Consider the following 21,931-nt stretch of genomic DNA (forward strand, 5'->3'; position numbering starts at 1 on the left):
ATTAAGTTATGGTTCAATGGATAGTCATCAATCATTAAGTAAAATTGAATGATCTCCGTCGAAGACCTACGTCTGGCTGTAACGCTGGCGCGCTCCGAGTCTTTAAGCGCTGCTGCCAGAATTCTGAATGTCTCACCACCGGCGTTGTCCATGCGTCTGCGTAAGCTGGAGACGCTGCTCGGTCTGACCCTGGCTAATCGCGATGCCCGACGCCTGAGTCTCACCGCCGATGGCGAGCGATTTTCCCGAGAAAGCGCGCTCTTGCTGGAACAGTTGGAGGCGCTTCCGGAATCTTTCAAGCAGCAAGACGAGCGGCTAGTTGGCACACTCAGGTTAGCGGTGCCGTTCGGCTATGGTCGACAACGCATTGCGCCGCTGCTGGCTCGTTTTGCCAAGTTGCACCCACAACTGTGCCTGCACCTGGATTTGCGCGAAACGCCATGGCCAGATCGTCACGACAGCGATGCTGTGATTCACATCGGTCACCTCAATGACAGCCTGTGGATCGCCAAGCCTCTCACGCAAAACAACCGATGGTTATGCGCCAGTCCGGCCTATCTAGAGCATCACGGTGTGCCGTCGTCGCCGGACCAACTCACCGAGCATCGTTACATTTGCATTCGTGAAAATGATGAAGATGTCACGCTGTGGCATATGCGTAAGGGATCGGAGCGGAAAACGCTGCGCATCGAACCCATGTTGTTGAGCAACGACGGAAGCGTAGCTCGGCGTTGGGCCGAGCAAGGCTTGGGGTTGGTTTTACGTTCGCAATGGGACGTAAGTGACGCTATTGCCAGCGGCAGCCTGATACGGGTGATGGCGGATTGGCAATTCGACAGCGCTCCGATCAACCTGTTGGTCCCCTCACGCAAACTTCGCAGTCCGCGTGTACAGGCGTTAGTGGCATTTCTGGAAGCTGCGTTGAAAGCATGATCGGGGTGATCGCCGAGGTGCCAATCACGCCGGACGTGGGCGGGAAGGGCTCAACACAGAAGGTGGGCGGAGCAATTGCCGAGCGACTTTGATCCACGCCGCTGATCCACCGTGGACTTGAGCATGCCTGCTCCCACAGTGGATTTGCGCTGTATTCAGTAACCCAGCGTGCGGTCGATCTCACCCTCCATCGGCTCTCCACGTTGATGTCGCCGAATATTCTCCAGCAACACCCTGAACGCACTTTCCGGCTGGGTCATGGCCGCGATGTGCGGGGTCAGCAGAATCTTTGGATGGTGCCAGAATGGATGATCCGCCGGTGCCGGCTCTTGCTGCAGTACGTCGATGACCGCGCCGCTGAGTTGCCCGGTGTCCAGGGCCGCCAGCAGATCACTTTCCACCAGATGCCCGCCACGGCCCATGTTGATCAGCGCCGCGCCATGGGGCAGTTGGCGAAACAGTTTGTCATCGAGAATGCCCTGGGTCTGTTCGGTCAGCGGCAGCACGCACAATAAAATGTCGCACTGGCTCAGGAACGCAGGCAGTTGCTCGTTGCCGGCATAGCAATCCACATCAGGAATCCGATGGACACTGCGGGCCCAACCTGACAATGCAAACCCCAAGGGGCGTAACGCCGCCAGAATCTGCTGGGCCTGGGTGCCGAGGCCCATGATCCCGATCCGACGCTTGTTCGCCGGTTGCAGCAAGTGCGCCTGCCAGCAGCGAGCCATTTGTTGCTGGCGATAACGGAGCATGTCCCGATGCAGGCTCAACACAGCGAAACAGGCGTACTCGCACATGCCCCGGGTGATGCCCGGATCCAGTAGGCGCACCAGCGGCAAACTGATGGGCAAGCGTGCGAGGTCCAGTTGATCGACCCCGGCGGACAGGGCGAACAGCACTTTAAGATTGGGCAGCAACGCCTCAAAATCGTCGGGCGCCTGCCAGGCGGCCAGATACTCGATGTCCGTGGGGTCGCCGATGTCTGGCCAGGCGCGCCATTCGATATCCGGGGCGTGCTCGGCGAACAGCGCTTTCCACTGCTCGCCGCGTACAGGGTCAGCTTTGTAAAGCAGGGCCATGGGCATTTCCTGAAAGGGTGAAGGTGCTCTCCATCCTCGCGCAAGACCAGCGCAGGATCTGTCGAAAGCACCGGGTTAAACGGGTTGCACGAGGTTTTATTGGCGATGCTCCGGCAGATTCGGCCTGCTGAAGGAATCTGCCGTTTGGCAGGGTGAAAACAGTTGATCCGAATTTCTCAGGGGCCAAGTTCGGCGTAGATCGTTTCGCGCAAGGCTTAACCTGAACACCATCGCAACCACCTCCCGGTTGCCGGACTCACGATGGGATATGCCATGAATAGCAAAGTCGACGAAACCCCTCATTTGCTCCGTCAGCGCGATCAATTCGTGCCACGTGGCCTGATTACCGCTCACCCATTGGTGATCGATCGCGCCCAAGGTGCCGAATTGTGGGATGTGGACGGCAAGCGCTACCTGGACTTCGTCGGCGGTATTGGCGTGCTAAACATCGGCCACAATCACCCAAAAGTGGTTGCGGCCGTGCAGGCACAATTGCAAAAGGTTTCCCACGCCTGTTTCCAGGTGGTTGCCTATAAGCCTTACCTCGACCTGGCTCAACGCCTGTGCGAAATGATAGGCGGTCAGGACGCGTATAAAGCAGCGTTCTTCACCTCAGGCGCCGAAGCCGTGGAAAACGCGATCAAGATCGCCCGCGCCCACACCAACCGTTCGGCCGTTATCGCCTTTCGCGGCGGCTTCCACGGTCGCACCTTGCTTGGCACTACGCTGACCGGCATGAGCCAGCCTTACAAGCAGAACTTCGGGCCGTTCGCGCCGGAGGTGTTCCACACCCCGTACCCGAATGCCTATCGCGGTGTCGACAGCGACATGGCGCTCAAGGCTCTCGACGAGTTGTTCGCCACTCAGGTGGCGCCGGAGCGGGTCGCGGCCATCATTATCGAACCGGTGCAGGGCGATGGCGGTTTCCTCGCGGCGCCGGCGGAGTTTCTCCAGGCTCTGCGTGCTCTGACTGAAAAGCACGGCATTGTGTTGATCCTCGATGAAATCCAGACCGGTTTCGGCCGTACCGGCAAATGGTTCGGTTTCCAGCATGCCGGGATCCAGCCGGATCTGGTGACGGTCGCCAAGAGTCTGGCGGGTGGATTGCCGCTGTCGGGTGTGGTCGGCAAGGCAGCGATCATGGACGCCCCGCTGCCAGGCGGCCTGGGCGGCACCTACGGCGGTAACGCGCTGTCCTGCGCTGCGGCACTGGCGGTGATCGAAGCCTACGAGCAAGAACAATTGCTTGCCCGGAGCGAAGTACTGGCCGAGCGTTTGCGCCAAGGGCTGTTGCGTTTGCAGGCTCGTCACTGGCAAATCGGCGACGTACGCGGCACCGGTTTCATGTTGGCGCTCGAGCTGATCAAGGATGACGAGGCTCGCACACCAGACGCCGACTTGAATCAGCGGCTGATCGATGAAGCCCGGGCCGGCGGCTTACTGGTGATCAAATGCGGTGTCCACCGCAACGTGCTGCGCTTCCTCGCGCCGTTGGTGACAACAGATGAACAGGTCGACGAAGCCTTGCAGATTCTGGAAGCCGCATTGGCACGCGTCTTGAAATGAGTTCGTGCCCGCTCGAGGCGGTGCCGCAAGGCATCGCCCGTGCGCGTTTATGGAGCATGGATGAAATGCATCATCGGAGGCTTTGCACATCATGGGGCTGACTGAATATCGAGCGCTGCTCATTCATTGCGACGAGGTTCTGGTCGATCGCGACTCGGGAGTCTGGGCGGCATTGCAACCCTTGCTCGACAGCCGGGGCGGACACCCGGACAAGGAACAGGTACTGGCCGAATACAGCGAGGTGTTGCGCGCACTGTATCCGCGCTTCGGTGAGCTGGGTTTTAGTGGTCTGCTGTGTTTCGCCCATCGTCAGTTGGCTGAATGCTGGGGGCTCAAAGCCAGCTGGGAGGAGGGTATGAGCTTTGCCCGTTCGGTCGCCAATTGGTCGCTGTTCGAGGATGCGCCGGGGGCGATGCTGTACCTGCGCAAGTTCTATCGCCTGCTGGTGCAAGGCGATCGGGATGTTGAAGATCGAGCGCTGCTCTGTGAGCGGCTGGGGATTATGCCCGACGATTTCATTTCACTGGCCAGCGATCCATTGCAGGATCAGGATTGGTTAAAAGCCAACGGACTTGAAGCCGGAGATATCCTGCAAGTGACGCGGCCCTCTGCCGGTCGGCGGTTGGCCGCCAATGTATGCCTGATCAGTCGTGCACGTGAAAATAAGCCATCCCCTTGCGCGGCGGATTACTGCATCAACAGCATGGCGGATCTGGTGGCTCAGCATCAGCTGTCTTTACGGCGCTGATTTTGCTAGAAGATTGTCCTACAAACGGCAGTCATGAGGTACGCAATGGAAGGTTTAGTGAAACTGGACCGGATCGACATCAGCATTTTGGTTGAGCTGCAAAAAGACGGCCGCATGACCAACGTCAGCCTGGCCGATGCCGTGGGTTTGTCGGCCAGTCCCTGCCTGCAACGGGTCAAGCGACTGGAGTCGGCGGGATATATTTCCAGCTACAAGGCGCACCTGAACCTGGCGAAGATCACTGACTCGGTCACGGTCTTCACCGAGATCACCTTGAGCGACCACAAGCGCGAAGATTTCGCCAAGTTCGAGTCCAACATCCGCCAGGTGGATGAAGTGCTTGAATGCCATTTGATCAGCGGTGGCTACGATTACCTGGTGCGCTTCATGACCCGCAGCATCCAGCACTACCAGGAAGTCATCGAAAGCCTGCTGGACAAGAACATCGGCATTTCCAAGTACTTCAGTTACATCGTCATCAAATCACCGGTGCTCAAGGACGGCGTGCCATTGCGCAAATTGCTGCGTCACTGACAGACTTCATTCTCGATCCACCCGCCGTCACTGATGTTCCTGATGCTGACACTCGGGCTGCTCCTGTTCGCATTGTTCGAGAGACTGCAGGACCGCTGGCCCACCTTGATGCTGGCGATCTGAGTAATATCAGACATTTAAGCCGATCAGTCAGATCGGCTTTTTTGTGCCTGCGCAAACCCGCGCAAAACTGGCGCAAAACTACCCGGTGATTTCGCTGATATTCAGGTCCGGAATTGCTTCGGACTAGACGATTTCCTCGTGGTCCCGCTCGGGCTGTGCCCGGATAACCCGGCGGCCCGAGAGGCAGATTGAACATTTACTGGGGAGAGAAGAAGGCGCCGCAGCTTAAGTCCGCTGTGCGCCATCCAGGTATTCCGGTCGGTCAGAGTGCCGAATTTGTATCAACCATTGCCTTCTTGGCTGACTGAAAATCTTCGCTAGAGAAATGAAGGAGAGTGCTTCCCTCGATCTCTACGGTTGCTGGGCCGGCAGTGATTGCCTTCGCCAAGAATGCTTTTCCTTTAACGGTTTCCGGCGACAGGATTCTTTTTCCGTTAATGCAGGCCTGGACGAACTTCACGTTCGTGCCATTCACCTTGTAAGGGCCAGCTGGCCTAACTGCACTGTTTTGGCCTTCTTTACAAAACGAACCCGACATATCCACCAGGTTCATGACGATTTCTTCTCCTTCGAACAGGCTTGCCATAGCAACTACTTGTTGGTTCTCCACGGGGTCGAGAACGTACATAGTGGATGTGAATTGTCGCCATTGGTTGGCTTGAGCGCAAAGGGACAGTGCAGATGTAAGAGCGAAGATAAATAGTCTTTTCAATTAAAACTCCTTTTCTTGAAAGCGGCGTGTGGCTCCGTTGGCGCTTCGTTGGCGCAGGATGCAGGCGAGATGATATTACATCGAGGGGGAGTTGGCAGGACCGGGGGCCAACTGTGGATATCAGTACTTTGCGGTTTTTCCGCGAGCAAAGCCTGACTCTGAGTTGGGCTTTTTGCCTTCTACAGTTCACAGATGAAGAACAACATACCGCGCCTCTCAGTCCGTGAAACTGAAGTTAAAGGTCATAACGAGGCTTGCCTGGCCTCGTTAAAGTGGGTGCATTGATCAGGCTGCCGAGCGGTCAGGGCGACAATGCCTTGAGGTCAAAGGCTGTTGCGCCTGGCAAGGTTGGCCACGTCTGTGGACCTTCCATGATCTCTTGCGGGGTCAGCAGGCAGGCATCCAGTTGCTGCTTCAAAATATCCAGGTCGATACCCTGGCCGATGAGGACGATTTCCTGTCGGCAATCCCCGGTGATGTCGTCCCATTTGGCCAGGACTCCTTGCCGGCGATAGTCGTCCAAGGGCCATTGCGATTGGGGGATGAATGTCCACCAGCGCCCGACGTAGTCCCAACGAAATTGCCCACCACTTTGCACCAGCATGCCAATGTCCAGGTGCCGACTGGCAACCCAGTAGTACCCTTTGCAACGCAGTAGTCGCCCGTTTTGCCAAGGCCGCTGCAGGAACTCCAGCAGACGTTGCGGATGGAATGGCGCCCGCTCCTGATACACCCACGAATCCCAAGCTGCACTGGATTTTGGATTCTCCGATTTTTCCCATTACAGCCATGCTTTTCGCAAAGCTTTTGGTGTGGCTCCTCATACACTCTTGCGCCGGAGTTGAGCACGGCCGCTCGCAATCTTCCCGAGCCAAAAGCATCGGCGATCAGCAGCTGCGTGACAGTTAAACGTACAACCTGCAGAGGCTCGGCCGATGTTGGCAAGCGCTAGTTCCGGCTAGCTCACCCAGCGATTTTCGAAGTGATGTCGTCGAGCTGCCTGTCTATCAGTGATTTAACAGTGGTCATTACCCCCTCCTCGAGTAGAACGCCGAGCTGCTTCTCCTTGAAACCCATGAAGTGCTTTTCGACGAGTGACGTGTCTAGATCAATGGTTTTGAGGCATTTGGGGTTGTCACCTCCAGCGTTGGCGACTACCCTGAAAATGTTTGAATTATTACGAATAATTTCGTAGTGGCCGATTTCGGGTCACGCTACTTCAGGATGAGGAACGAAAAATGTTTTCACACGAAGGTCCCGCAATAGAGCTGCTGCTGTTCGTTTTCGGTTTGGCAGTCCTACTTTTGCTCGTCTGGTTTTTTCATCATCAATACGAGCGAAAGACTGGGAGTGGCGTTAAAAAACAACATAATCGTAATGAGAGCCGCTCAACATAGGCCCTTGATCTCTTCCAGATAGTCGCAGAGGCAACCGGCCCTGAACTGGGACTGGTCAACCTCAGCTCAGGGTCGAAAGCTGCTGGCGCCGCTATTGCAGCGGAACATACACATCTGTTTGCCATTGATCCTGCGGTGTCTCGGGATAGACGCTCAGGTAATCGAAGAACAGGGGATGGTCGCGAAGTTCTTCTCCACTGGCAGGAAGCCAATCGCGGTAAATCGGATAGATCGTTTCGCCGATGTGATCCGGTGACCCCGTGTGTCGCACGACGACGCAGCGACCGGCAGGAATGACGATCTCGTGCACGCCGAGCTCATTTGGCTTCACGGCTTCGTGAATCTCGCCGCAGATTGCGAAGCGGAATTCTTTCGGAGGAGTCGTATCGGGATTGCTATAGGGGATGCCAAAGGTGCGACTCGATGCCACCGGTGACTGTCCGCTCTGCATACGCCACTCAATGAACTTGCGCACGCTCTCATTGACGAACCCGGGTGGTCCACAGTGCTCGAGCGCTGCTACCTTGACCTCAGGGAAATCTACGATTCTTACTTGCATGATGATAGTCCTGGAAAAGTGAGGGATTGCGAATACCGCATTCCAGACCTGCCAGTTCGGTTCCTTCCTGAACGCACTCGGCGTCGTACCGAACGCGCGCCTGAACGCCCTGCAAAATGCCTCGGGACTTTCAAAGCCGGCACTGAGTGCGGCGTCCAGTACCGAGTAATCAGTGAGGGCGGCCAAGCGATGTGCCGCGCGACGTAGTCGCATCAGTTGCACATAACGTGAGACAGGCACTCCAACGAATGCTGTGAACTGTCGATGGAAGTGAAACGCCGAAAAGTTCGCCACATGGCTCAACGTCTTCACCGACAGGTCACCTTCGAGATTGGCGTCAATGTAGGTGAGTACGGCGTTGAAGCGTTTTGTGTAAGCGAAATTGCTCGGCATGTCAGACACTGGGAAAAGCTCCTGGAAGTACGATCGCTCATAGCATCGACTATAGCGGCGCGAACGCGCCTAGCCGCGCTTGCTCAAGGCACGTTGGCCAATGCGCTCTCTTCCGGGCGCGCACAGGCGGGTTTGATACGTATTGACTGACCCCAAGTATCTCTTGCGCAAGACGCAACACGACGTTGCGTCCTCTCCATATTCTCCCGAGGTGCACTGCCGCCTATGTTGTTGTCCTGAAAAACATGAATGCGGTTGACCTTCCACTGGAGAGTCACCGCTGTCGAACCTCAGGAGTCTATGGCATGGGCCTTACTACAAGTGATACAGCAGCGACGATACAAAAAGCATCAATGACAAAGGGGCTGGTGCTTCTGTTTGCCTTTTGTTGTGGTGCCATCGTGGCCAACATCTATTACGCGCAACCGATCATTAGCTTGATTGCCCCGGATATCGGCATGTCGAGTGGAAGCGCGAGTTTCATCGTTTCGCTGACTCAGATTGGTTATGCGCTCGGTTTGTTTTTCCTGGTGCCTTTGGCGGATCTGGTAGAAAACCGTCGGCTGATGATCGCGACAATCGTGATTACGATCTTCAGCCTGGTCGCCGCCGGTTTGTCGAAGCAGCCGAGTGTATTTCTAGTGGTGTCGGCACTCATCGGTTTCAGTTCAGTCTCCGTGCAGATGCTTATTCCGTTGGCGGCACATCTGGCACCGGAAGAGTCTCGCGGTCGGGTGGTTGGCGGAATTATGGGGGGCTTGCTGCTGGGCATTCTGCTTGCTCGGCCGCTGTCGAGTCTGGTTGCCGATCATTTGGGCTGGCGCGCAGTGTTTATCGGGGCCGCCGCCTTGATGCTCGTTATCTCCATCGTGATTGGCATGACCATGCCCAAATGGCAACCGACTCATCGAGCGTCGTACGGTCAATTGCTGATGTCCCTGGGACAACTGTTTTGCCGCGAGCCCGTGCTGCGTCAGCGTGCGCTCTATCAAGGGCTGATGTTTGCGGCGTTCAGTTTGTTCTGGACTGCTGTGCCGTTGATATTGAGTCGTGAGTTCGGCCTCACGCAAAGTCAGATTGCGATTTTCTCTCTGGTCGGCGCCATCGGTGCAGTTGCCGCACCTATCAGTGGTCGACTCGCTGATGCAGGCCATACTCGAAGAGCGTCGCAGCTGGCCATGGTGCTGGGTGTATTGAGTTTCCTCCCGGCCTTCATCAATCCCTTTTACGGTGTGATCGGGTTGGCAGTCACCGGGATAGCGCTGGATTTTGCAGTGCAGATGAACATGGTGCTGGGTCAGCGAGCCGTCTACGCCTTGGGCACTGCCAACAGAGGCCGTCTGAATGCGTTGTACATGATCAGTATCTTTATTGGCGGTGCGATCGGTTCTTCGGTGGCCAGTTCGCTTTATGAACATGCCGGCTGGTTGGCGATTGCTGCGGTGGGAAGTGCATTGTCACTGGTTACTCTAATCGTCTTCTCGGTGGTTTCTCGTCGGACCTGAATTGGCGCAATGATTAAGATGAACAACGGATGAGTCAGGGGGTGTCATGGACAAGCTGCTCGCATTGAAGATGTTCGTCCAGGCTGTGGATTCGAAGGGCTTTTCTTCTGCCGCTCGACAGCTAGGCCTGGCGACGTCTTCGGTGACCAGGATGATCGATGGGCTGGAGGCTGAGTTGGGCGCTGTCCTGCTCAACCGTTCCACCCGTCAAATCTCATTGTCGGACGCTGGGGCCGCCTATTATTTGAAAGCCCGGGAGGTGCTCAATGCTGTGGCCGAGGCGGATGCCTCGGTCACTGACCGTGGGGATCTCCCCGCAGGTCACCTTCGTATTTCCGTACCCGTGGCGTTTGGACGCCGCCTGATTGCCCCTCACATCGCCTCGCTTTTGAAGCGATACCCGCAACTCGTGTTGGACATGACGCTCTCTGATGACATCGTTGAATTACTGGGTGAGCGCGTCGACCTGGCGATCCGATTGGGATCGGCGGCGGCAATGGATGGTGTCGTCAGTCGTCCCGTCGGTCATTTCAGGCGCAGGGCGGTCGTCAGTGCTGAGTACCTGAATGCACATGGTGTCCCTGAACATCCCTTGGACCTCATGCAGCACGAGTGCCTGCGTTTCAGTTATGGCCCAAAGCAACAGGTTTGGACTTTCCTGAAGGAAGGTGAGGAGACTCGAGTACCGATTGAGGGCCGCTTCAAAAGCAACAATGCCGAGGTTTTACGTGAGATTGTGCTGGCGGGTGGTGGGGTGGCTCTTTTACCTGACTGGCTCGTCAACGACGATATCGGGAGCGGTGATTTGACTTCATTGTTCGAGTCTTTCGTTATCAATCCGAACGATGCAAGTTCGGCCATTTCCGCGCTCTATCTTCCCAATCATCGTGGCTCCAAACGCGTCAATGCGTTTATCGATTTCATCAGCGAATTGATGGGGCCTGAAGGCTTGGCGCAGAGCTGATCTCCTCATTCCTGTTTTCGAACGTTTGATCCTCCACATAACGAAGCCCTTTGCCCGTGTAGGCAAGGCAGATCCCGGAGACTTGAATGAACACAGCGACACTGCATTACGTCTACGACCCGTTCTGTGGCTGGTGCTATGGCGCGGCACCGATGATTACGGCGGCCGCCGCTATTCCTGGTCTGGAAATTCAGGCCCATGGTGTCGGCATGCTTTCGGGGGACAACAGCAAGTTGATGTCGAGTGATTGGCGCGATTTTGTTCGTCCTCACGAAGCTCGGATTACTGCATTCAGCAAACAAACCTTCGCAGATGCCTATGTTCAAGGCGTACTGGACCATGAAAACGTCCAGCTGGACTCGTCACCACCTATTGCAGCGATGTTGACCGCTCAACAGCTGTCAGGTGGTGGCATCGAAATGCTCAAGCGCCTGCAAACTGCTTACTACCAAGAGGGGCGGGCTATCGCTGATCGAGGAGTAATCGCCGACATTGCCAGTGAGCTTGGGTTTGAACCCGATGCGTTTATGGCAACTTTTGATGCGATCACTGCAGACTCCTTGCAGGACCACATCGACCGCAGCAACGAGATGCTTGAAGCTCTGAATGCACGCGGCTTTCCAGCATTTGCGCTGGAGATCGATGGCCAAATGGAAGTGTTGGCCATGGGGCATTATTTAAGCCGACCCGCCTTGTTCAAGGAGGATATTGAAGGCCGTCTGGCCAAATAGGTGTGGTTCATAGCCAGTGCGTTCTTTTGTTTTGTATGATGCCTTAATGAAGCTTCAGTGAGGCGTTATGCAAGACTCAAAAAATAGAGACGAGAACGAGTCGGGGAAATCAGCAGACCCCGTCAAATCGACGACTCGACGCCTTTCGCCTGAGGTCAGGGAAAAGCAAATCGTGCAGAAAGCCATTGAGCATTTTGCGACGTGCGGATTCTCGGGCAGTACCCGTGAGCTGGCGCGACAACTGGACATTACCCAACCGTTACTCTATCGATATTTTCCCAGTAAAGAGGCGCTGATAGACCGCGTGTACGACGAGGTCTATCAGTGGGATTCCTCGTGGGAGGCGATTATCAAAGATCGCTGCGAACCCCTCCAGTCTCGCCTGGTGCATTTCTACACCTCATACGCTCGTGTGATTCTGCGCCGAGAGTGGATTCGTATCTTCGTATTCGCCGGGCTGACACGTGAAGGTATCAATGATCGGTATCTGGCTAAATTGCGTGAGCGGGTCTTCATTCCCGTCATTGCAGAAATCCGCCACGCTCATGGATTGGCACCGGCCTCAGGTGAAACGATCAATGAAAAAGAGCTCGAACTGATCTGGAGTCTGCATGCCAGCATTTTCTATATCGGTGTGCGCAAATGGATTTACGATCTTCCAGTGACTGAAGACATTGATGCGCTGATCGAGCAAATGGTCGATGCATTCCTTAACGGCAGTCCCCACGTATTGCAGCAAGTCGACAACGATTTGGGTAAGACGCCTCGCCTGAATTGATCGGTTTCGATTCCCTGTTTCTTGCCTACTGATCTACTGTTTCCCCCTTCTTTGTCGACCACTCATCACCTGTTTCAGCTTTCAACTGAGCGGGTGACGGGGGGCGTACGCGCGCCATTGCGCTCTGAAAAGCCCTTTCTTAACGCCTGAAGCTTTTTCTCTTTTTGCGACGCCACGACGTGGCTCAAGCCTGCCCTCAAAAATTTGAGCCTTCACCTATTTACTTCAATTTCCTCAGGTCGTATTGTTTATCAACTGATAAATAAATACAAAAAACTGTTGGAGGCACCATGCAAGTCGTGAAGCTCGCTCATTACTCGATCCGGTCGTTCGACCTGGAAAAATCCACTCGATTCTATGAAAGGGTGCTCGGTTTTACGCCTGGCTACCGGCCGCCATTCGATTTTCCTGGCGTTTGGTTGTACATGGGAGGAGATGAGAAGGACTTCGGCACGGTCCACATTATCGGGATTGATCCTTCCAATCCTGAAGGCCTGAAGAAATACCTGGGCGATAAAGAAGTCCCGCTGACAGGCACTGGAACGGTTGATCACATTGCTTTTCTGGTCACCGGCCTGGTCGGGTTCTGGAACGTCTTCAAAGCCGAAGGGATTGCGTGGCGCGACCGCACCGTGCCGAGTCTTGGCCTGCATCAGGTGTTCATCGAAGATCCGTCGGGTGTCACCATCGAACTCAATTTCCCGGCCTCCGAGATTGAAGCGGTGGGGTCTTACGCCTCCCATGTCGCTGCAACGGCGGGAGAGCAGCCATGATGAATTCCTTGAACAAGCCTCGCGCCATTGTCGTCGGCGGCTCGCTGGGCGGCCTGTTTGCAGCAAACATGCTGTTGCGCAAAGGTTGGGACGTAGAGGTCTTCGAACGCGTTCCGGATGAACTCGCTGGTCGAGGCGCGGGCATCGTTACACACCCTGAATTGTTCGAAGCGATGGCCGCAGCAGGAATTCCCCTCGACGCATCTGTTGGTATTGATGTGCTTTCGCGCGTCACTTTGGCCCAGGACGGCGATGTCGTACTTGAGAACGCACTCCCACAAACGCTAACCGCGTGGGGGAAGATGTACCAAGTGCTCCGCTGCGCATTCCCGGATTCACTGTATCGCTGCGGTGGCAGTGTGGTGTCGGTCGAAAGTACTGAAACCCATGCCAGCGTTACATTGGCCGATGGGACGACTCATCAAGCAGACGTCATTATTGCGGCTGATGGGTTTCGGTCGACGATTCGCCAACATTTTTTACCTGATGTGCACCTGCAATATGCCGGCTATATCGCCTGGCGCGGGTTAGTCGATGAAAGTGCTTTGTCCGATGCTGCCCACTCCGCACTTTTCGATAAATTCGCGTTTTGTTTGCCCCCGCATGAACAGATCTTGGGGTATCCAGTTGCCGGGCATTCCAACAGCACTCTTGTCGGCGAGCGCCGTTACAACTTTGTGTGGTATCGCACCAGCGGCGACGATGAACTGAAGGATTTGCTGAGGGATGAAAGAGGTAAACAATTTGAAGGTGGAATTCCTCCTGCGCTGATTCGCCGTGACGTGCTCGACAATATGTACAAATGCGCAGAGACATTACTGGCTCCGCAGTTTGCCGAAGTCGTAAAGAAAGCTGCTCAGCCGTTATTCCAGCCCATTTACGATCTGGAAGTTCCCAAGATGAATTTCGGACGTGTCGCGTTGCTCGGCGACGCGGCATTTGTGGCGCGTCCTCATTGCGGGATGGGGGTTACCAAGGCCGCCGGTGACGCTTTGGCAATCGTGGAGGCACTGGAGCGACATGCATCCGTTGAAGAGGCATTAGCGGACTACAGCGAACAACGCTGTCGTTTCGGTGCATCGATTGTTCAACATGCCAGGCATCTTGGCGCGTATATGCAGGCGCAACTGAAAAGCGCGGAAGAGCGCGAAATGGCGGAGTTGTACCGGACTCCGGAAGCCGTGATGCGTGAGACTGCAGTGCCCGTGAAGTTCTAACTCAGCCAAAAGCCATTTGCAGGAGATCACCATGGAACATGCATATCCGCAAGACGGTGGCCCGACCATGCCCGCTGAGCGGGTTGACGACACTATTCAAAACCCGATTCTTGTAAATCCAGAGTTTCGAGCTTTGGTAAAACAACGCCGACTATTTTCGTGGAGCATGACGGCGCTTATGCTCACCGTCTATTTTGGTTTTATTCTTTCCCTGGCCTTTATACCTGCCCGTCTGGGTACGCCTATCACAGAAGGGCAGCCGATGACGTGGGGCGTGCCAATCGGTTTTGGAATGCTCGCTTTCACGACTCTCCTCGTGGCTGTCTATGTCTGGCGCACTAACACCTGCTACGACCCTAAAATAAAAACAATTATCAGGAGCTTCAACAAATGAAGCGTCTACTTATTGCAATCTCCGCCATGCTTGCTTCGGTAACGGTATACGCGGCCGATGTCCCTGGCGCAGTACAAAAACATAATCCTATTGCCATCGGCCTGTTTTTGGCGTTTGTTATTTTTACTCTGTTCGTCACACGGTGGGCGGCACGCAAAAACAATAGCGTCGCGGATCACTATGCCGCCGGAGGAAAAATTACGGGCTTTCAGAATGGGTGGGCTATTGCGGGCGACTATATGTCCGCAGCATCTTTGCTGGGTATCTCCGCCTTGGTTTTCACCAGTGGATTTGATGGTCTGATTTACTCGATCGGCTTCCTTGCCAGTTGGCCGATCATTCTGTTTCTGATTGCAGAGCCATTGCGAAATCTGGGGCGCTATACCCTGGCAGACGTACTGTCCTATCGGCTGAAACAGCGACCCATACGAGCATTTTCGGCCTCCAGTTCCATTGTGATCGTGTTGCTTTACCTGGTTTCTCAACTGGTAGGTGCCGGAAAACTGGTGGAGTTGCTGTTTGGTTTCGATTACACCGCAGCGGTGCTTCTAGTGGGCACGTTAATGGTGATTTATGTTTTCTTTGGGGGGATGTTAGCGACCACCTGGATTCAGATTATCAAGGCCGTATTACTGCTGACCGGTTGCGTGTTTATGGCTTTCATGGTGCTGTCCCAATTCGGATTCAGTCTCAACCAATTGTTCACTCAAGCGACCCAGGTGCATCCTTCCCATGGTGCAATCATGAGTCCAGGCGGTCTGATTACTGACCCGGTATCAGCAGTTTCCCTAGGATTGGCATTAGTCTTCGGCACGGCAGGCCTTCCACACATCCTGATGCGGTTTTTCACTGTCGGTAACGTCAAGGCTGCGCGCCAAAGTATCCTTTATGCCACAGGTCTGGTCGGCATCGGTTATGCCCTGATCGTCATTATTGGCTTCGGCACCATCGCCCTGGTTGCCAGCAATCCCGACTATCACGATGCATCAGGTGGCATCTTAGGCGGCGTTAATATGGTTGCGATTCACCTCGCACACAACGTTGGCGGCAATGTGTTCTTGGGGTTTATGTGTGCCGTGTCGTTCTCGACGATATTGGCGGTAGTGGCAGGGCTCACCCTTGCAGGCTCGTCTGCAGTTTCACATGACCTCTACGCACATGCCTTGCGCCGGGGCACCGCCAGCGACCGTGAAGAGATGCGCGTCTCTCGCGTGACAACCATCGTGCTGGGTGTGTTGTCGATTCTATTGGCCATTGCTTTTGAAAAGCAGAACATCGCCTTTATTGTCAGTTTAACGTTCTCCATCGCCGCAAGTTCAAATTTCCCCGTGCTGTTATTGTCGATCTACTGGAAGGGCCTGACGACACGTGGCGCCGTAATTGGCGGATCATTGGGGCTGGTATCAGCCATTACGCTTTGCATTCTCAGCCCAACCGTTTGGGTCAAGATTCTCCATAATCCGCAAGCCTGGTTCCCATACGAATATCCGGCCTTGTTTTCCATGGCCGTGGCATTTGTCGGTATCTTTTGGTTCTCTATTACCGATCGCTCGGTCAGTGCCATCGGTGAGCGCAATCGATTCGAAAATCAGCTGGTCGATTCTGAGCTGGGTACGCCGGCAACATGGAAGGCACAACTGAAGGCTGATTAATTCTGGTTATTTCTGTTCACATTAAATAATGACTGCATGAAAGTGCAGTCCATGTGAATACCTATGCCTGAAAAGTCACTGAATAGTTTATAAAACAATAATAAGGTGGGAATGATGAAGTGTACTTTGACTGTTGCAGCCGCCCTGTGTGTATTGGCGCAGCAAGCCCAAGCGGCGGGTTTTATCGAAGATAGTAAAGCTGCGCTGAAACTGCGTAACTTCTATATCAATAGCGATTACCGAGACTCGGCAACACCCGCTCAGAAAGCCGCTAACCAGAGCTATCAAGCGGAGTGGGGACAAGCCTTTCAGCTCGAATTTATCTCGGGTTACACCCCGGGGCCTGTAGGTTTCGGTGTTGACGCGTTGGGCATGTTGGGTGTCAAGCTGGATTCCAGCACTGGCAAGCATGGCAACCCAACAGGGGCAAACTACGGTGGCATCGTGTTCCCAAGCGACGGCAACCATGCTGTTGACGATTTTTCCAACCTGGGATTGACCGGCAAAGTAAAAATATCCAAGACCGAGCTGAAGCTTGGAACCTTGGTCCCGAAACTGCCGGTGATCTTCAGTAATGATGGAAGATTATTACCGCAAACCTGGCAAGGAACCCAGGTTACTTCGACAGATATCAAAGATCTGACGTTGGTGGGAGGCCAAATTGATGAGGTGAAGGGCCGAAACTCCAGCAACAATGAAAACATGTCCATCGCGGGTGCGAACAATCCCGTCACCGGCCGCTTCAGTAATAAATTCATCTACGCCGGTGGCGATTACAAACTGACTAAAGATTTAACCTTGCAATACTATTACGGCAATCTGAAAGATTTTTATAAGCAAAATTTTCTTGGTCTCATTCATAACTGGGCAATCGGGCCTGGGGTCCTGACCAGTGACTTTCGATACTTTAATAGCAAGGATGATGGCGCAAACGGCCATGACCCTGCGTATTTTACGACGGGTTATTACGGTGGTACTACATTAAAAGGCAAGGTCGACAATAATCTGTTGAGTGGATTATTTACCTACGCCGTTGAGGGTCACACCTTTGGTGCAGGCTATGAAGTCAGCAATGGTGAAAGTGACTTCCCCTATTTGAACCAGGGTGACGGCCCAACTACCTACACCATCACGGAGATGCAGGTTCAGAAATTCGTTCATGCCGGTGAGAAGTCATGGCAAGCTCGTTACTCTTATGACTTTGCAAAAGTGGGCTTGCCAGGAGCCACAGCGGGTGTTGTGTATGTCAAAGGTGATGATATCAATACTGTTGCCTCCAGCAATTCCTGTGAATGGGAAAGAGATATTACGCTGGCCTATGTCGTGCAATCGGGCCCCTTAAAAGGTGTCGGCGTGATGTGGAAAAATGCAATGGTGCGCAACAATATTCCTAATGCCCGCCAGCAAGACGAGAACCGCGTGATTATCAATTACCAACTGGCGTTGTTTTAGTTTTTTGATCGACTCCGCTTCAGAGCAGATATCCATGCATCAAAAATGTATTCGATGGTCCGGTCTTGTGTGACTGGCCGCTGTAACTGACAGGCAGCACTTTAGCGAGTGTTGCGTGTACATGTCGTTCTCTTCCAACGGCATGTTTTATAGAAGAGCAACATTTCCCTTGATTGGGGTAGGGCGGTGCAAGTGATCCTTCACCGCCTTTTTTTACTCCCTCACGCTGATAGCCCATTGAATCGACGCAGCAAGTGCGTCAGCTGTTCAAGATCCTCATCGTTCCAGTCGTCGATACGCTGCCGAAAAACGTCGCCCTTGTGAACAATGGCTTGGCGGATTCTGGTTCGGCCTTTATGGCTCAAATTCAAAAGGGTGCCTCGACCATCCGAAGGATCCGGTTGCGCCTCCACCAGTCCCAGGTGGATGAGCCTTGCCGTCAACCTGCTCGTCGCGCTGCGATCCATCGCGACAGCTTCGGCGACACAACTTACCTTCGCCGGCCCGAACGCGTTTAGCCACTGCGCGATATGAAACGCCGCCGGTGGCAACTCTGGGTGAAATTCGGTTGATGTCGCGACCGTCAGGGCACGCGAGGCACTCAGCAGTGCACTGAACTGTTCGCCCAGCGCGAGAACCAGGAGCTCTCGATTGTGGGCAGTCTGAGTGAGCGGTTTTTTTTCTGGTGTTTCCATTCTGTCTGTTCCCGTTTCTGCCAGCGAAAGAACGTCGGCGGTTCGTTCATGGACAAATATGCATTTGAGATTATAGTGGACATTAGTCCATTAAGTGCCCTCGCGGATAGTGAAAACACCACAATGAATATCAACGCCACCATCGTACTTACAGGTGCTACCAGTGGGATTGGTCAGCTTGCTGCCATCGAGTTGGCCAGGCGCGGTGCCCATCTCGTTCTGACTGCGCGTGACGAGACAAAGGCTGCTGCAACCCGCGAGCGCATTCACGCGGCTGCACCTGATGCGCGTGTCGACGTTCATTACGCGGATTTCAGTAGCCTTGATTCCGTTGCTGCGCTCGGCTTGGAACTCGCTTCGCAATACGAGCGCATTGACGTGTTGATCAACAACGCAGGCCTTCACGCATTTGAGCAGCGTGTCACCGTGGATGGCCACGCCGAGATGCTCGCGGTGAACTACCTCGCCCCATGGCTGCTGACAAACATCTTGCGCGATACGCTGGTTCGCTCGTCTTCCTCGCGGATCATCACTGTCGCTTCGCAGGCGTCGAGACGCAGCGGCGGGCTCGATCTGGAGCGAGATCTCTTCGACACCGCTCCATTCACGCGCCTCGGCTCTTCGAAGAGTTATTCGAAAACCAAACTGATGGACATCATGTTTTCGCAGGAACTGGCGCGTCAGCTTCAAGACACCGGCGTTGCGGTGCATTGTCTGGACCCAGGTTTCAACGTTACGGGGCTTGGTCGCGAACTGGGATTCTCTGCGTGGCTGACAAGGGCTCTCAACTGGTTGCGCATCGGTGATCCGCAACGTGGCGCGGACATCATCGTGCGCCTGGCTACCGATTCAGACGTTTCGCCGGCATCGGGTGGCTACTTTTCGGTGAAGGACGCAGAGCCGATACGGCCGACGCCTCCAGCCGATAACGCCGCCACCTGCCAAGCCCTTTGGGCCGCGACGTCAGCCCTGCTCGCCAAGCATTACAGGACAGAACCTCGACACCGCCCGGATCGATCATGACCCGAGTACATCCTGCCAACCACGTCGCGCCAAGGGCAGATCCAGCAAGCGCTTACCCGTGGCATCGTTGATGGCGTTACCCAGCGCCGCAGCCATGGGGCCCTGGACGATTTCCGCGGCACCGAGAAATGGCTGATCCGGCTGATCAATCATGTGGACCTCGGCCTGTTGCGGCAACTCCGGAAAACGCATGATCGGGTAGCCGCTCCAGTCGAAGCTGTGCATGCCACTGGCGTCATAGAGGATTCGTTCATAGAGCGTCCAGCTGGCGGATTGCACGATGCCGCCCTGGATCTGATTGAGCAGCCCGTCGGGGCTGACAATTTGCCCCACGTCGACGGCGGCGACTACGCGATCAATCGTCACCTGTCCGGTCTGGCGTTGCACATGCAACTGCACGGCAATCGCGCAGTAACCCATGATGTTTTTGTAGCGGGCGAAGGCGAAGCCGATTCCGCTGCCGGGTCCCGTTGCTTTTTGCGGCCAGCGAAACTCCGCGGCCACGCGCTCGACCACCGCCCGTGCTCGCGGATCGCTCAAGTGATTCAGGCGGAATTGCACCGGGTCCACGGCGGCCCGGGCTGCCAGTTCATCGACGGTGCTCTCGATGGCGAAGATGTTGATATGGGCACCGAGCGAACGCATGGCCGAGGTCCTGAATGGCATGGTCAGCACAAAGTTCATATCGACCTTCAGGTTGGGTATCTCATACAACGGCACGGCATTACGGTCGCCGTCACCTTCGGGCTGAGCGATCGGCACCGAAGGTGCCGGGGTGAAGGGATTGGCCAACAGCCACGCCGGCAACAGGCGCCCGGCATTGACGATACGTTCGTTGTGCGGCGTACTCCAGAGTTCGTATTTCCAGTCGCGAAGACGCCCGCTGTCGTCCACTCCCGCTTCCACTTCGGCAAGCATGGCCGAGCTGTAGGGCTCCCAGAGATTTTCCTGTTCGCGCATCCATTGCACCCGTATCGGCTTGCCGGGAATGGCCATGGCGATCAGCGCGGCATCGGCGGCGGCGTCATCGGCGCCGTTGTGGCCATAGCAACCGGAGCCTTCGGCATGGATGCAACGCACCTGAGCCACCGGCAGGCCGACCATCTCGGCGATGCCCGCGCGCAATGGATAGACACCTTGCGTATGGGTCCAGACGGTCAGTGTTCCATCCTTGAACCAGGCCACTGCGCAGGAGGGCCCGATGGAGCCGTGCATCAGGTATTGCTTGGTCACCCGGGCCTTGTAGGCGCGCGGCACCGGTTGCGGGAGGTCACCCTTGGCGCTCACCGGGTAGCGCCGCGCCGGCAATTCGGTGAGGAGTTGATGGATGTGTGTCGAATCAGGTAGCGGGTTACCTTCTGTCCAGCGGGCCGTGGCGTAGCCTTCGCGCATCGCTTTGATCGCCAGCCATTCATCGGTGGCGACCACGGCGAGGTAGCTGCCGTTGCGGATCAGTTTCACCCCGCCAGGGAGTTTCTTCAGGGCGGCCTCGTCAATGTCCAGAAGCTGACTGCCGCGCCGGAGAGGGCGTATCACACGGGCATGCAGCATATCGGGCAGGCGCATGTCCTGCACATAGGCCGCACCGCCGCTGACCTTGGCCGGGATGTCCAGTCGAGGCAGCGATTTGCCGATCAGGGTGAAACTGCTAGCTGGCTTGAAGGGTGATTTGGCCGATGCAAAACGATGCAGTTGAACGCCTACCACGGCTTGCGCGTAGGTCATGCTGCGGCCTTGTGCATCGTAGATCACCGCATCCCGCGTGGTCAGGCTGTCGATGGGGCGTTGCCATTGCCGCGCCGCAGACTCGAGTAACAACTGACGCACCTGGGCTGCGGCGTTGAACAGCGCGGTGCCGCTGTCGACGATCGTATGGCTGCCGGCGGTGTAACCTTCATTGGGTGTCAGTGCGGTGTCGGCAGTGAGAAATCGGATGAGTCCAGGCGGCACTTCCAGGCGTTCGGCAGCGATCTGCAGGAGCGCAGTTTTGACGCCGGTGCCCAGCTCCACTTTGCCGGTGTAGACGGTGATGCCATCTTTCGCATCAATGCGGATCCAGGCGTCCAGATAGGGCGTTGCCCGCAGACTGCCGGGCAGATCAGGGGCCAGGATTGTCGTACCCAGGGTGTCCACTTCGGTGTCAGCGAAGGCGCGGGGTATCCCCGGAAGCATCGCGAAGCCCATCACCAATGCCCCGTTTATCACGAAGGCACGGCGGCTCAGATCGACGTTTTGCGTGGGGTTTTTCATACCTTGCCTCCCTGGGCGACAACCGACTTGATTGCCGCGAGGATCCGCACATGGGTGCCGCAGCGGCACAAGTTGGGTGCCATGTGGCGGCGGATTGTTTCATCGTCTGGATGAGGGTTGGCCTCCAGCAGCGCCTGTGCCCGTACGATCATTCCCGCGATGCAATAACCACACTGGGCCGCTTGTTCGTCGATAAAGGCTTTTTGCAACGGCCCCGGTTGGTCGGCGCTGCCCAGGCTTTCTACGGTGCGCACCGATTTGCCCGCCAGCGCGCCGCACGGCGTCAGGCAGGAAAACACCGGTTTGTCGTTCACTAACACGGTGCAGGCGCCGCACTGACCCAGACCGCAGCCGTATTTGGCGCCATTGAGCCCCACCTGGTTGCGCAAGGCATACAGCAGGGGCATGTCGTCCGCGATGTCCAGTTCGTGAGTCTTGCCGTTGATGTCG

General features: G+C 55.6%; 20 protein-coding genes and 2 pseudogenes. 15 read left to right on the forward strand and 7 right to left on the reverse strand.

Annotated elements, in window-relative coordinates:
• The first annotated feature begins 48 nt into the window (after positions 1 to 48).
• Positions 49 to 933 carry a LysR family transcriptional regulator gene (locus tag K5K95_RS20280; RefSeq protein ID WP_222585774.1) on the forward strand — a complete coding sequence of 295 codons (885 nt, stop codon included), beginning with the start codon at positions 49 to 51 and terminating at the stop codon, positions 931 to 933.
• Between the two features lie 155 nt (positions 934 to 1,088).
• Here the strand turns inward: K5K95_RS20280 and K5K95_RS20285 are convergent, their stop codons facing one another.
• Positions 1,089 to 2,015, reverse strand: coding sequence for a 2-hydroxyacid dehydrogenase (locus tag K5K95_RS20285; RefSeq protein WP_222585775.1), 927 nt, complete (start codon positions 2,013 to 2,015; stop codon positions 1,089 to 1,091).
• A gap of 273 nt (positions 2,016 to 2,288) precedes the next feature.
• Here K5K95_RS20285 and gabT point away from each other — a divergent pair, with 273 nt between their 5' ends.
• The 3 genes from gabT to K5K95_RS20300 all read left to right on the forward strand — a co-directional run bounded on the left by gabT (position 2,289) and on the right by K5K95_RS20300 (position 4,863).
• A complete protein-coding gene (gabT, locus tag K5K95_RS20290; protein ID WP_222585776.1) occupies positions 2,289 to 3,581 on the forward strand; it encodes a 4-aminobutyrate--2-oxoglutarate transaminase in 1,293 nt (430 codons plus the stop codon).
• Between the two features lie 91 nt (positions 3,582 to 3,672).
• The gene (locus tag K5K95_RS20295; RefSeq protein ID WP_222585777.1) at positions 3,673 to 4,329 is read left to right on the forward strand and encodes a 2-haloalkanoic acid dehalogenase; all 657 of its coding nucleotides are present in this window, start codon (positions 3,673 to 3,675) and stop codon (positions 4,327 to 4,329) included.
• 45 nt (positions 4,330 to 4,374) lie between these two features.
• Positions 4,375 to 4,863 (forward strand): Lrp/AsnC family transcriptional regulator, encoded by a 489-nt coding sequence (locus K5K95_RS20300; RefSeq protein ID WP_090182530.1) that lies wholly within the window; start codon positions 4,375 to 4,377, stop codon positions 4,861 to 4,863.
• 385 nt (positions 4,864 to 5,248) lie between these two features.
• Here K5K95_RS20300 and K5K95_RS20305 read toward each other — a convergent pair whose 3' ends face one another.
• Positions 5,249 to 5,698, reverse strand: a complete 450-nt coding sequence (locus tag K5K95_RS20305) for a hypothetical protein (protein WP_222585778.1) — start codon at positions 5,696 to 5,698, stop codon at positions 5,249 to 5,251.
• A gap of 301 nt (positions 5,699 to 5,999) precedes the next feature.
• Positions 6,000 to 6,437: pseudogene (locus K5K95_RS20310) on the reverse strand (GTP-binding protein); the annotation flags it as partial.
• A 1-nt stretch (position 6,438) separates the two neighbouring features.
• Here K5K95_RS20310 and K5K95_RS20315 point away from each other — a divergent pair.
• A pseudogene (locus K5K95_RS20315) lies at positions 6,439 to 6,543 on the forward strand (AraC family transcriptional regulator); the annotation flags it as partial.
• 643 nt (positions 6,544 to 7,186) lie between these two features.
• Here the strand turns inward: K5K95_RS20315 and K5K95_RS20320 are convergent.
• Positions 7,187 to 8,056 (reverse strand): GyrI-like domain-containing protein, encoded by an 870-nt coding sequence (locus tag K5K95_RS20320; RefSeq protein WP_222585779.1) that lies wholly within the window; start codon positions 8,054 to 8,056, stop codon positions 7,187 to 7,189.
• Positions 8,057 to 8,352: 296 nt separating this feature from the next.
• Here K5K95_RS20320 and K5K95_RS20325 point away from each other — a divergent pair, with 296 nt between their 5' ends.
• The 9 genes from K5K95_RS20325 to K5K95_RS20365 all read left to right on the forward strand — a co-directional run bounded on the left by K5K95_RS20325 (position 8,353) and on the right by K5K95_RS20365 (position 17,513).
• The gene (locus K5K95_RS20325) at positions 8,353 to 9,552 is read left to right on the forward strand and encodes an MFS transporter (protein WP_222590382.1); all 1,200 of its coding nucleotides are present in this window, start codon (positions 8,353 to 8,355) and stop codon (positions 9,550 to 9,552) included.
• A gap of 46 nt (positions 9,553 to 9,598) precedes the next feature.
• The gene (locus K5K95_RS20330; RefSeq protein WP_222585780.1) at positions 9,599 to 10,516 is read left to right on the forward strand and encodes a LysR family transcriptional regulator; all 918 of its coding nucleotides are present in this window, start codon (positions 9,599 to 9,601) and stop codon (positions 10,514 to 10,516) included.
• 86 nt (positions 10,517 to 10,602) lie between these two features.
• Positions 10,603 to 11,247 carry a DsbA family protein gene (locus K5K95_RS20335; protein ID WP_222585781.1) on the forward strand — a complete coding sequence of 215 codons (645 nt, stop codon included), beginning with the start codon at positions 10,603 to 10,605 and terminating at the stop codon, positions 11,245 to 11,247.
• A 67-nt stretch (positions 11,248 to 11,314) separates the two neighbouring features.
• On the forward strand, positions 11,315 to 12,025 hold the full coding sequence (locus K5K95_RS20340; RefSeq protein ID WP_222585782.1) for a TetR/AcrR family transcriptional regulator: 711 nt from the start codon (positions 11,315 to 11,317) through the stop codon (positions 12,023 to 12,025).
• A 290-nt stretch (positions 12,026 to 12,315) separates the two neighbouring features.
• Positions 12,316 to 12,798: a VOC family protein gene (locus K5K95_RS20345; protein ID WP_222585783.1), complete on the forward strand. Its 483-nt coding sequence runs from the start codon at positions 12,316 to 12,318 to the stop codon at positions 12,796 to 12,798.
• The gene (locus K5K95_RS20350; RefSeq protein ID WP_222585784.1) at positions 12,795 to 14,015 is read left to right on the forward strand and encodes an FAD binding domain-containing protein; all 1,221 of its coding nucleotides are present in this window, start codon (positions 12,795 to 12,797) and stop codon (positions 14,013 to 14,015) included. The genes K5K95_RS20345 and K5K95_RS20350 overlap by 4 nt, the downstream gene beginning before the upstream one ends.
• A 31-nt stretch (positions 14,016 to 14,046) precedes the next feature.
• Positions 14,047 to 14,409 (forward strand): DUF485 domain-containing protein, encoded by a 363-nt coding sequence (locus K5K95_RS20355; protein ID WP_222585785.1) that lies wholly within the window; start codon positions 14,047 to 14,049, stop codon positions 14,407 to 14,409.
• Positions 14,406 to 16,061: a cation acetate symporter gene (locus K5K95_RS20360; protein ID WP_222585786.1), complete on the forward strand. Its 1,656-nt coding sequence runs from the start codon at positions 14,406 to 14,408 to the stop codon at positions 16,059 to 16,061. The genes K5K95_RS20355 and K5K95_RS20360 overlap by 4 nt, the downstream gene beginning before the upstream one ends.
• A gap of 111 nt (positions 16,062 to 16,172) precedes the next feature.
• Positions 16,173 to 17,513, forward strand: coding sequence for an OprD family porin (locus K5K95_RS20365; RefSeq protein WP_222585787.1), 1,341 nt, complete (start codon positions 16,173 to 16,175; stop codon positions 17,511 to 17,513).
• A gap of 221 nt (positions 17,514 to 17,734) precedes the next feature.
• Here the strand turns inward: K5K95_RS20365 and K5K95_RS20370 are convergent, their stop codons facing one another.
• Positions 17,735 to 18,208 carry a MarR family winged helix-turn-helix transcriptional regulator gene (locus K5K95_RS20370; RefSeq protein ID WP_222585788.1) on the reverse strand — a complete coding sequence of 158 codons (474 nt, stop codon included), beginning with the start codon at positions 18,206 to 18,208 and terminating at the stop codon, positions 17,735 to 17,737.
• Between the two features lie 123 nt (positions 18,209 to 18,331).
• On the opposite strand from K5K95_RS20370, the gene K5K95_RS20375 reads away from it, so the two are divergent.
• Positions 18,332 to 19,231: an SDR family NAD(P)-dependent oxidoreductase gene (locus tag K5K95_RS20375; RefSeq protein ID WP_222585789.1), complete on the forward strand. Its 900-nt coding sequence runs from the start codon at positions 18,332 to 18,334 to the stop codon at positions 19,229 to 19,231.
• Here the strand turns inward: K5K95_RS20375 and K5K95_RS20380 are convergent.
• Together K5K95_RS20380 and K5K95_RS20385 are read right to left on the reverse strand one after the other, a co-directional pair.
• Positions 19,226 to 21,481 (reverse strand): xanthine dehydrogenase family protein molybdopterin-binding subunit, encoded by a 2,256-nt coding sequence (locus tag K5K95_RS20380; RefSeq protein WP_222585790.1) that lies wholly within the window; start codon positions 21,479 to 21,481, stop codon positions 19,226 to 19,228. The two genes, K5K95_RS20375 and K5K95_RS20380, sit on opposite strands and share 6 nt — an antisense overlap.
• Positions 21,478 to 21,888, reverse strand: a complete 411-nt coding sequence (locus K5K95_RS20385) for a (2Fe-2S)-binding protein (protein WP_261398185.1) — start codon at positions 21,886 to 21,888, stop codon at positions 21,478 to 21,480. The genes K5K95_RS20380 and K5K95_RS20385 overlap by 4 nt, the downstream gene beginning before the upstream one ends.
• Positions 21,889 to 21,931: the final 43 nt, after the last annotated feature.

The sequence above is a fragment of the Pseudomonas sp. DR48 genome, from assembly GCF_019823085.1.
GTDB lineage: Bacteria > Pseudomonadota > Gammaproteobacteria > Pseudomonadales > Pseudomonadaceae > Aquipseudomonas.

Excerpts from the sequence above, each read along its gene's own strand:
- K5K95_RS20280 (WP_222585774.1), top strand. The coding sequence starts at position 49 with ATGATCTCCGTCGAAGACCTACGTCTGGCTGTAACGCTGGCGCGCTCC.
- K5K95_RS20285 (WP_222585775.1), bottom strand. The coding sequence starts at position 2,015 with ATGGCCCTGCTTTACAAAGCTGACCCTGTACGCGGCGAGCAGTGGAAA.
- gabT (WP_222585776.1), top strand. The coding sequence starts at position 2,289 with ATGAATAGCAAAGTCGACGAAACCCCTCATTTGCTCCGTCAGCGCGAT.
- K5K95_RS20295 (WP_222585777.1), top strand. The coding sequence starts at position 3,673 with ATGGGGCTGACTGAATATCGAGCGCTGCTCATTCATTGCGACGAGGTT.
- K5K95_RS20300 (WP_090182530.1), top strand. The coding sequence starts at position 4,375 with ATGGAAGGTTTAGTGAAACTGGACCGGATCGACATCAGCATTTTGGTT.
- K5K95_RS20325 (WP_222590382.1), top strand. The coding sequence starts at position 8,353 with ATGGGCCTTACTACAAGTGATACAGCAGCGACGATACAAAAAGCATCA.
- K5K95_RS20330 (WP_222585780.1), top strand. The coding sequence starts at position 9,599 with ATGGACAAGCTGCTCGCATTGAAGATGTTCGTCCAGGCTGTGGATTCG.
- K5K95_RS20335 (WP_222585781.1), top strand. The coding sequence starts at position 10,603 with ATGAACACAGCGACACTGCATTACGTCTACGACCCGTTCTGTGGCTGG.
- K5K95_RS20340 (WP_222585782.1), top strand. The coding sequence starts at position 11,315 with ATGCAAGACTCAAAAAATAGAGACGAGAACGAGTCGGGGAAATCAGCA.
- K5K95_RS20345 (WP_222585783.1), top strand. The coding sequence starts at position 12,316 with ATGCAAGTCGTGAAGCTCGCTCATTACTCGATCCGGTCGTTCGACCTG.
- K5K95_RS20350 (WP_222585784.1), top strand. The coding sequence starts at position 12,795 with ATGATGAATTCCTTGAACAAGCCTCGCGCCATTGTCGTCGGCGGCTCG.
- K5K95_RS20355 (WP_222585785.1), top strand. The coding sequence starts at position 14,047 with ATGGAACATGCATATCCGCAAGACGGTGGCCCGACCATGCCCGCTGAG.
- K5K95_RS20360 (WP_222585786.1), top strand. The coding sequence starts at position 14,406 with ATGAAGCGTCTACTTATTGCAATCTCCGCCATGCTTGCTTCGGTAACG.
- K5K95_RS20365 (WP_222585787.1), top strand. The coding sequence starts at position 16,173 with ATGATGAAGTGTACTTTGACTGTTGCAGCCGCCCTGTGTGTATTGGCG.
- K5K95_RS20370 (WP_222585788.1), bottom strand. The coding sequence starts at position 18,208 with ATGGAAACACCAGAAAAAAAACCGCTCACTCAGACTGCCCACAATCGA.
- K5K95_RS20375 (WP_222585789.1), top strand. The coding sequence starts at position 18,332 with ATGAATATCAACGCCACCATCGTACTTACAGGTGCTACCAGTGGGATT.
- K5K95_RS20380 (WP_222585790.1), bottom strand. The coding sequence starts at position 21,481 with ATGAAAAACCCCACGCAAAACGTCGATCTGAGCCGCCGTGCCTTCGTG.
- K5K95_RS20385 (WP_261398185.1), bottom strand. The coding sequence starts at position 21,888 with ATGCCCCTGCTGTATGCCTTGCGCAACCAGGTGGGGCTCAATGGCGCC.